The 6163-nt window shown below is 71.2% G+C and carries 8 protein-coding genes; 4 read left to right on the top strand and 4 right to left on the bottom strand.

Translation table 11 applies throughout. The features are described from left to right. Positions 1-37: 37 nt before the first annotated feature. Both V6M42_RS10590 and V6M42_RS10585 read right to left on the bottom strand, forming a co-directional pair. The gene (locus V6M42_RS10590; RefSeq protein ID WP_332657298.1) at positions 38-655 is read right to left on the bottom strand and encodes a DUF6655 family protein; all 618 of its coding nucleotides are present in this window, start codon (positions 653-655) and stop codon (positions 38-40) included. Next, positions 652-1092 carry a VOC family protein gene (locus V6M42_RS10585; RefSeq protein WP_332678444.1) on the bottom strand — a complete coding sequence of 147 codons (441 nt, stop codon included), beginning with the start codon at positions 1090-1092 and terminating at the stop codon, positions 652-654. The genes V6M42_RS10590 and V6M42_RS10585 overlap by 4 nt, the downstream gene beginning before the upstream one ends. Before the next feature lie 140 nt (positions 1093-1232). On the opposite strand from V6M42_RS10585, the gene V6M42_RS10580 reads away from it, so the two are divergent. The 4 genes from V6M42_RS10580 to V6M42_RS10565 all read left to right on the top strand — a co-directional run bounded on the left by V6M42_RS10580 (position 1233) and on the right by V6M42_RS10565 (position 3361). Further along, on the top strand, positions 1233-1808 hold the full coding sequence (locus V6M42_RS10580) for a YqaA family protein (RefSeq protein WP_332678443.1): 576 nt from the start codon (positions 1233-1235) through the stop codon (positions 1806-1808). A gap of 52 nt (positions 1809-1860) precedes the next feature. Continuing rightward, positions 1861-2394, top strand: coding sequence for a disulfide bond formation protein B (locus V6M42_RS10575; RefSeq protein WP_332657294.1), 534 nt, complete (start codon positions 1861-1863; stop codon positions 2392-2394). Beyond that, entirely contained in the window at positions 2372-2980 is a 609-nt protein-coding gene (locus V6M42_RS10570; RefSeq protein WP_332678442.1) for a demethoxyubiquinone hydroxylase family protein, read from the top strand. Before V6M42_RS10575 ends, V6M42_RS10570 begins: the two co-directional genes overlap by 23 nt. Positions 2981-3049: 69 nt before the next feature. Further along, complete coding sequence (locus V6M42_RS10565; protein WP_332678441.1) at positions 3050-3361, top strand: hypothetical protein; 312 nt, start codon at positions 3050-3052, stop codon at positions 3359-3361. 7 nt (positions 3362-3368) lie between these two features. On the opposite strand, the gene V6M42_RS10560 is transcribed toward V6M42_RS10565, so the two are convergent. Together V6M42_RS10560 and cobT are read right to left on the bottom strand one after the other, a co-directional pair. Further along, positions 3369-4337: an esterase-like activity of phytase family protein gene (locus V6M42_RS10560; RefSeq protein WP_332678440.1), complete on the bottom strand. Its 969-nt coding sequence runs from the start codon at positions 4335-4337 to the stop codon at positions 3369-3371. Continuing rightward, a partial coding sequence (cobT, locus tag V6M42_RS10555) for a cobaltochelatase subunit CobT (RefSeq protein ID WP_332678439.1) occupies positions 4334-6163 on the bottom strand: 1830 nt, incomplete at its 5' end. The genes cobT and V6M42_RS10560, both read right to left, overlap by 4 nt.

The raw sequence follows: 6163 nt of genomic DNA, 5'->3' as shown, positions 1-6163 counted from the left end.
GACCATCCCCGACGCGGGGCCGGGGCGCAAGCGCGTCCTAGAACTGCCGCCAGCTGTCGCCGGGCTCGCGTTCGCCCGGGTCGATGGTCTGCTGGCCCCAGGCGGCGACCATGAGGAATTTGTGGCTGCGGATGCGGAACTCGCCGGTCATCGGCACCACGGCTCCCAGCGGCGCGCCCGTGCGCGGCTCGTAGAGGAAGCCCGAGAACTCGGCCACCCCGACCCGGTCCCGGCGGCTGTAGATCGACAGCTCGGGCAAGGAGACGACGTTCAGGCTCTCGCTGATCGGCACCCGCATCTCGGGCAGGCCGAAGACGCGGCGCATCTGCTCCAGCGACAGGGCCCCGGCGCGCAGTTCGAACACGGCGTCGGCGTCGTTCTTCGACTGCGCCATGGCGTAGCCGGCGTCGGACAGGGCCGAGCGGATGGCGCTGACGGCGTAGGCCGAGTTCTCGGCCTGGAAGAAGGCGGCGTCCACGAAGACCCGCGACCCGGCCGGGATCGGCAGGGTCAGGCCCTCGACCGCGCGGTCGGCCGCGCGCGCGACCAGCAGCTGTTCGGTCGCCGTGCGCCCCGGATAGGTCTCCGAGGTGGAGGCGCAGGCCGCCAGCGCCGCGGCCGCGGCGATGACGCCGATCAGGGTCCGCACGGTCACCAGCTGCCGATGTTCGGCATGGAGGCCCAGGGTTCGGCGGGCGCCAGGGGCGATCCTTCCTGCAGCAGTTCGATGGAGATGCCGTCGGGCGAGCGCACGAAGGCCATGTTGCCGTCGCGCGGCGGGCGGTTGATGACGACGCCCCCGTCCATCAGCCGCTGGCAGACCGCATGGATGTCGTCGACCTTGTAGGCCAGATGGCCGAAATTGCGCCCGCCGTCGTACGGCTGCGGGTCCCAGTTGAAGGTCAGCTCCACCTCGGGCGACCGCTCGGCCTCGGCGCGGCCCCGGTCCGACGGCGCGGCGAGGAAGACCAGGGTGTAGCGCCCGGCCTCGTTCTCGGTCCGGCGTGTTTCCACCAGACCCAGCAGGTCGCGGTAGAAATGCAGGGAAGCGTCCAGGTCCGTGACCCGGACCATGGTGTGCAGATAGCGCATGGAACGTCCGTCCTTGGGGAGGCGGGAGGCGCCTCTATAGCGACCGTTGGCCGCGATCGCGAATAACGGCCTGTTTCGGTTGATGCGCCCGCCCGCGCCGCCTGCTAGACGCCACCCGTCGGCTTCCGCCAAGGGATCAAATGCTTCGCAAGCTCTACGACTGGGTCTTCGACCTTGCCCGCAGCAAACACGCCACCCCGGCCCTGGCCGCGGTCTCGTTCGCCGAGAGCTCCTTCTTCCCGATTCCGCCCGACGTGATGCTGGCCCCGATGGTCCTGGCGCGCCCGGACCGCGCCTATTTCTACGCCGGGGTCTGCACCCTGGCGTCGGTGCTGGGCGGCGTACTGGGCTATGCCATCGGCTATTTCCTGACCGACGTCGGGATGATGATCCTGGCCTGGCTGGGCAAGGCCGACACCTTCGAGGCGTCCAAGGCCCTGTTCCAGCAGCACGGCGCCTGGGTGATCCTGATCAAGGGGCTGACGCCCATCCCCTTCAAGCTGATCACCATCGCCTCGGGCATTTTCCAGTTCAACTTCGCGCTGTTCGTGGCCCTGTGCGTCCTCACCCGCGGCGCGCGGTTCTACGCCGAGGCCTTCATCCTCAAACGCTGGGGTCCCCCCATGCTCGAAATGGTCGAAAAGCGGCTGGCGATGTGGACCGTCATCGGCCTGGTGGTGCTGATCGGCGCCATAGCGGCGGTGAAGCTTCTCTGATCCGGCGAGCCGCATCGACGCGGCGTCCGGGCCCGGCTATGAACGTCGTCCGATGAGAGCCCTTTACCGACTCCTGACCCGGTGGTGGACCGCCTTCGCGCTCGCCGCCTCGCTGGCGCTGCTGGGCGCGGCCCATGCGTTCGAACGGTTCGCGGGCCTCGCTCCCTGCAACCTGTGCCTCAAGCAGCGCGAGGTCTACTGGGGCGCCGTGGCGATCGCCCTGACCGCCACCGTCTGGCACCTTGTCAGCCGCGGCAGCCGGGGCACGCCCCGCATCGCGGCCTTCCTGCTGGCCGTGGTCTTCGCCACCGGAACCATCACCGCCGTCTTCCACATGGGCGGCGAGATGAAGTGGTGGGAGTTGCCTGCGACCTGTTCAGGCGGCGGCGAGGTCAACCTCGAGGGGCTGGCCGCCCTGGCCCTGGGCACCGGACCGATCGAGACGCCGATCTTCTGCGACACGGTGACGTGGCGCTTCCTCGGCCTGTCGATGGCAGGATGGAACGCCCTGATCTCGGCGGCCCTCGCCGTGTTCAGCCTTCTCGCCGCCAAGAGGCCCAAGGATGCCAGAGCGCCTGGAAACTGAGCGCCCCGCAGCGGATCCGTTAGCCGACCGGCGCATTCCGCTGGCCCGGCCGGGCCGCGGCGCGAGCAGGCGCCGTCGCGCCGAAATCCTGCGCGTCGATCACGCGGGCGAATACGCCGCCGTCCACATCTACCGCGCCCAGAAGGCCGTGTTCGAGGGCCGCGCCGGCAAGTCGGCCCTGGCCGCCGACCTGGGCGAGATGAAAGATCAGGAGGCGGTGCATCTGGCCCGCTTCGACGCCCTGCTGAACGCCGAACGGGTGCGGCCCACCCTGATGACGCCGGTCTGGCGCCTGGCCGCCATGGCGTTGGGAACCGGCACCGCCCTGATGGGCGAGAAGGCCGCCCACGCCTGCACCGAGGCGGTCGAAAGCGTGATCGAGGCGCATTACGCCGACCAGATCGCCGAACTGCGTGACCGCGACCCCGCCCTGGCCGCGGAGCTCTCGGTCTTCCGCGAGGAGGAGCTGGCCCACCACGACCACGCCGTCGACCACGGGGCCCGCGAGGCGCCCGGCTATGACCTGCTCAGCGCGGTCATCAAGGCCGGCTGCCGTGTCGCCATAAAGATCAGCGAAAAGGTCTGATCGCCCGCCCGGGTTGCGATCCCCGGCCCGGCTGGCATTATGGGATCAACCTTTTCACAGGAGTTCCTGGTGTTCCTCCCCGTCCTGTTCGCGTCCGCACTGATCCTGCAGCAGACCTCTCCCGCCGCGCAGACCGCTGCGCCTGCCACCGCCCAGACGCCGGCCGCGACCGCTGAAACCGGTCAGGTGGCGAACCTGCCGCCCGTGAACGTGGCCGCCACGCCAGCCCAGCCGACCCAGGTCTGCCGGACCGAGGCCGTCACCGGTTCGCGCTTCGGCCGCCGCGTCTGCCGCAACACCGTCCAGACCGCCGAGGAAGCCGCCGCCAGCCGCGAAATGCTGCGCCGCATGCAAGGCGCCCGCATGCCGGACGGCGGCTGACCCTCCTTCAGGGTTTCCGGGTCTCCACATCGAAGGCCAGAAGCAGGGTCCGCTGACGCGGGTTGTCGTTGTCGTCCGACAGCATGTAGAGCCGCGTCCCCGCCGCGCCCGACACGGCCGCCACGCCCTCGAAATTGTCCGTCGTCGACGGCAGGCTGAGGGTCGCCAGCACCGGCCCGGGCCGGCCTGACGCATCCATGCGGCGCAGGCGCGCGCGCATGTCGAACGGCGCGCGGTAAAGGCGCTCGACCACGAACCAGCCGTCGCCCGCCGGATCGCGGTCCATGCCGGTGACGCGCCAGTCCGAGATCGCAGGCGGCGTCGCGGGCGGCGGCGCGACCTCGACGCATCGGGACCCGCAGTCCCAGACGCCGCCGGTTTCCGCCGCCGCGCGCAAGCCGTCAGGCCCGGCCGCCAGCGCTTCCAGACCGTCATTGCCGGGCGCGACCGGCGGAGCCGCCCGCGGCGAAGGCCTGTTTCTCAAGGCGTCGAGCGGGCCGTAGGACCACAGGCGCGGCGTCTGTTCGAAGCCGATCACCAGTTCCCCCTCCGCCGTGACGGCCAGGCTTTCCGCGTCGCCATCCGACTTGGTCGCGAAGGCGCGCCCGTCCTCGCCCGTCAGTCCGCGCAGGCGCAGATCCGAAACGCCCGCCAGCCGGCCGCGCCGGTCGAGAGACAGACGCCCGCGCACCAGATCGCCCGAGTCCGTGACCGCCACCATGTCGCCGTCCGCGAGCTTCAGGTCCGACAGGCCGTGCAGGCGGTCGCCCCTCGGCGCGATGATCTGGACCCCGCCCGCGAACCGCACGCCCGGAGCCAGCCGGACCCCGCCGGGCGCGCCCAGCCCGATCGTGCGGATTTCCGCCGCCGCCGGCGTCCAGCCGTCCGCGACGCCGCGCCAGGGCTCCGGGACCACGCCCGCGCTCGCGCAGGCGCCCGTCAGCAATGTCAGGACGACGGCGGCGAGCCGCCTCACGCGGCCTTCCGGCGGCGGCCCGAGGCCACGGCCTTGGGCTCGGAGTCGAACAGGGCGGCCAGGTTCTCGACCATGGCCCCGGCCAGCTGCTCGACATCGACGATGGTGACGGCGCGGCGGTACCAGCGGGTCACGTCATGGCCGATGCCGATGGCCATCAGCTCGACCGGCGACCGGGTCTCGATCTCGGCGATGATCTGGCGCAGGTGCTTGTCCAGATACAGGGCCGCATTGGCCGACTGGGTGGAATCGTCGACCGGCGAGCCGTCGGAAATGACCATCAGGATGCGCCGCGACTCCGTACGGGCCAGCAGCCGTTCGTGCGCCCAGGTCAGGGCCTCGCCGTCGATGTTTTCCTTGAGCAGCCCCTCGCGCATCATCAGGCCGAGGCTCTTCTTGGCCCGCCGCCAGGGCGCGTCGGCGGACTTGTAGATGATGTGCCGCAGGTCGTTCAGCCGGCCCGGATTGGCGGGCTTGCCGGCCGTGATCCAGGCCTCGCGCGCCTGGCCGCCCTTCCACGCCCGGGTGGTGAAGCCGAGGATCTCGACCTTGACCCCGCACCGCTCCAGCGTCCGCGCCAGAATGTCGGCGCACACCGCTGCGACCATGATCGGCCGCCCGCGCATGGAACCGGAGTTGTCCAGCAGCAGGGTCACCACCGTGTCGCGGAACGGGCTCTCGCTCTCGGCCTTGAAGCTCAGCGGACTGGTCGGGTCGGTGATGATCCGGGTCAGGCGGGCGGTGTCCAGCACCCCCTCCTCGAGATCGAAATGCCAGCTGCGGTTCTGCTGCGCCATCAGGCGGCGCTGCAGCTTGTTGGCCAGACGCGACACCACCGACGACAGCGCCGTCAACTGCTGGTCCAGCAGGGCGCGCAGCCGCTCCAGCTCGTTCGGGTCGCACAGGTCGGCGGCGTCCACCACCTCGTCATAGGCGGTGGTGAAGACCCGGTAGGCGTCGATGGCCCGGCCGTCGTCCATGGTCTGCTGGCGGTTGGGCAGGGAGCCTTCATTGACGTCGGGGCCGTCGTCCGAGGCCTCGCCGTCGGGATCGCCGGGCGCGCCGTCCGGTCGGCTGTCGCGGTCCTCGCCCTGGTCCTTGTCGTCGGTCGAGCCGTCCATCGACTGGCCCTCGCCGCCGCCGGCGTCGTCTTCCTCGTCCTGGTCGTCGGCCGCGTCCGGGTCCTGCGGATCGGGCTCCTCGTCGCCCTGGTCGTCCGAGGCGTCGTCGCCGCGACCGTCGCCGGGATCGAGGTCCAGCGCGCGCAGCACGTCCTTCAGCCGCTCGGCGAAGGCCGTCTGGTCGCCCGCCACCTCGGCAAGGGCGTTGAGTTTGTCGCCCGCCTTGTCCTCGAGAGAGGTGCGGACGAGGTCGAGCATCGCGCCCGCTCCGTCGGGCGCGCGCTGTCCCGTCAGGCGTTCGCGCACCAGCAGGGCCACGGCCTCGGGCAGGGGCACGCGCTCGGCGTCGGCGCGCAGGGCCCCCATCTTCTCCAGCCGGGTCAAAAGAGCGGCGCTCAGATTGGCCCGAACGCCGGCGAGGGCGGTCGACCCCACGGCCTCGACGCGCGCCTGTTCGACCGCTTCAAAGACATCGGCGGCGCGCTGATCCGCGGGCCGGAGCCGGGCGTGCAGGCCTTCGTCGTGATTGGCCAGCCGCAGGGCCAGGCGGTCCGCCTGGCCGCGCAGGGCGGCGTTGCCGTTGGCGCCCGGATCGCGCGGCGGATGCGGCAGCGTCAGGACGCCGTTGGAAAGCTTCGGCCCGTCCGAACCGAAGGCGACCTCAAGCTCGGACTGCTCCGCCAGCGCCCGCGCCGCATGGGCGAG

Origin of the sequence: Brevundimonas sp. (assembly GCF_036677305.1) — a bacterium.
Taxonomy (GTDB): Bacteria; Pseudomonadota; Alphaproteobacteria; order Caulobacterales; family Caulobacteraceae; genus Brevundimonas.
This window is presented reverse-complemented; position numbering and strand designations above follow the sequence as displayed.

Excerpts from the sequence above, each read along its gene's own strand:
- V6M42_RS10570 (WP_332678442.1), top strand. The coding sequence starts at position 2,372 with ATGCCAGAGCGCCTGGAAACTGAGCGCCCCGCAGCGGATCCGTTAGCC.
- V6M42_RS10580 (WP_332678443.1), top strand. The coding sequence starts at position 1,233 with ATGCTTCGCAAGCTCTACGACTGGGTCTTCGACCTTGCCCGCAGCAAA.
- V6M42_RS10575 (WP_332657294.1), top strand. The coding sequence starts at position 1,861 with ATGAGAGCCCTTTACCGACTCCTGACCCGGTGGTGGACCGCCTTCGCG.
- V6M42_RS10585 (WP_332678444.1), bottom strand. The coding sequence starts at position 1,092 with ATGCGCTATCTGCACACCATGGTCCGGGTCACGGACCTGGACGCTTCC.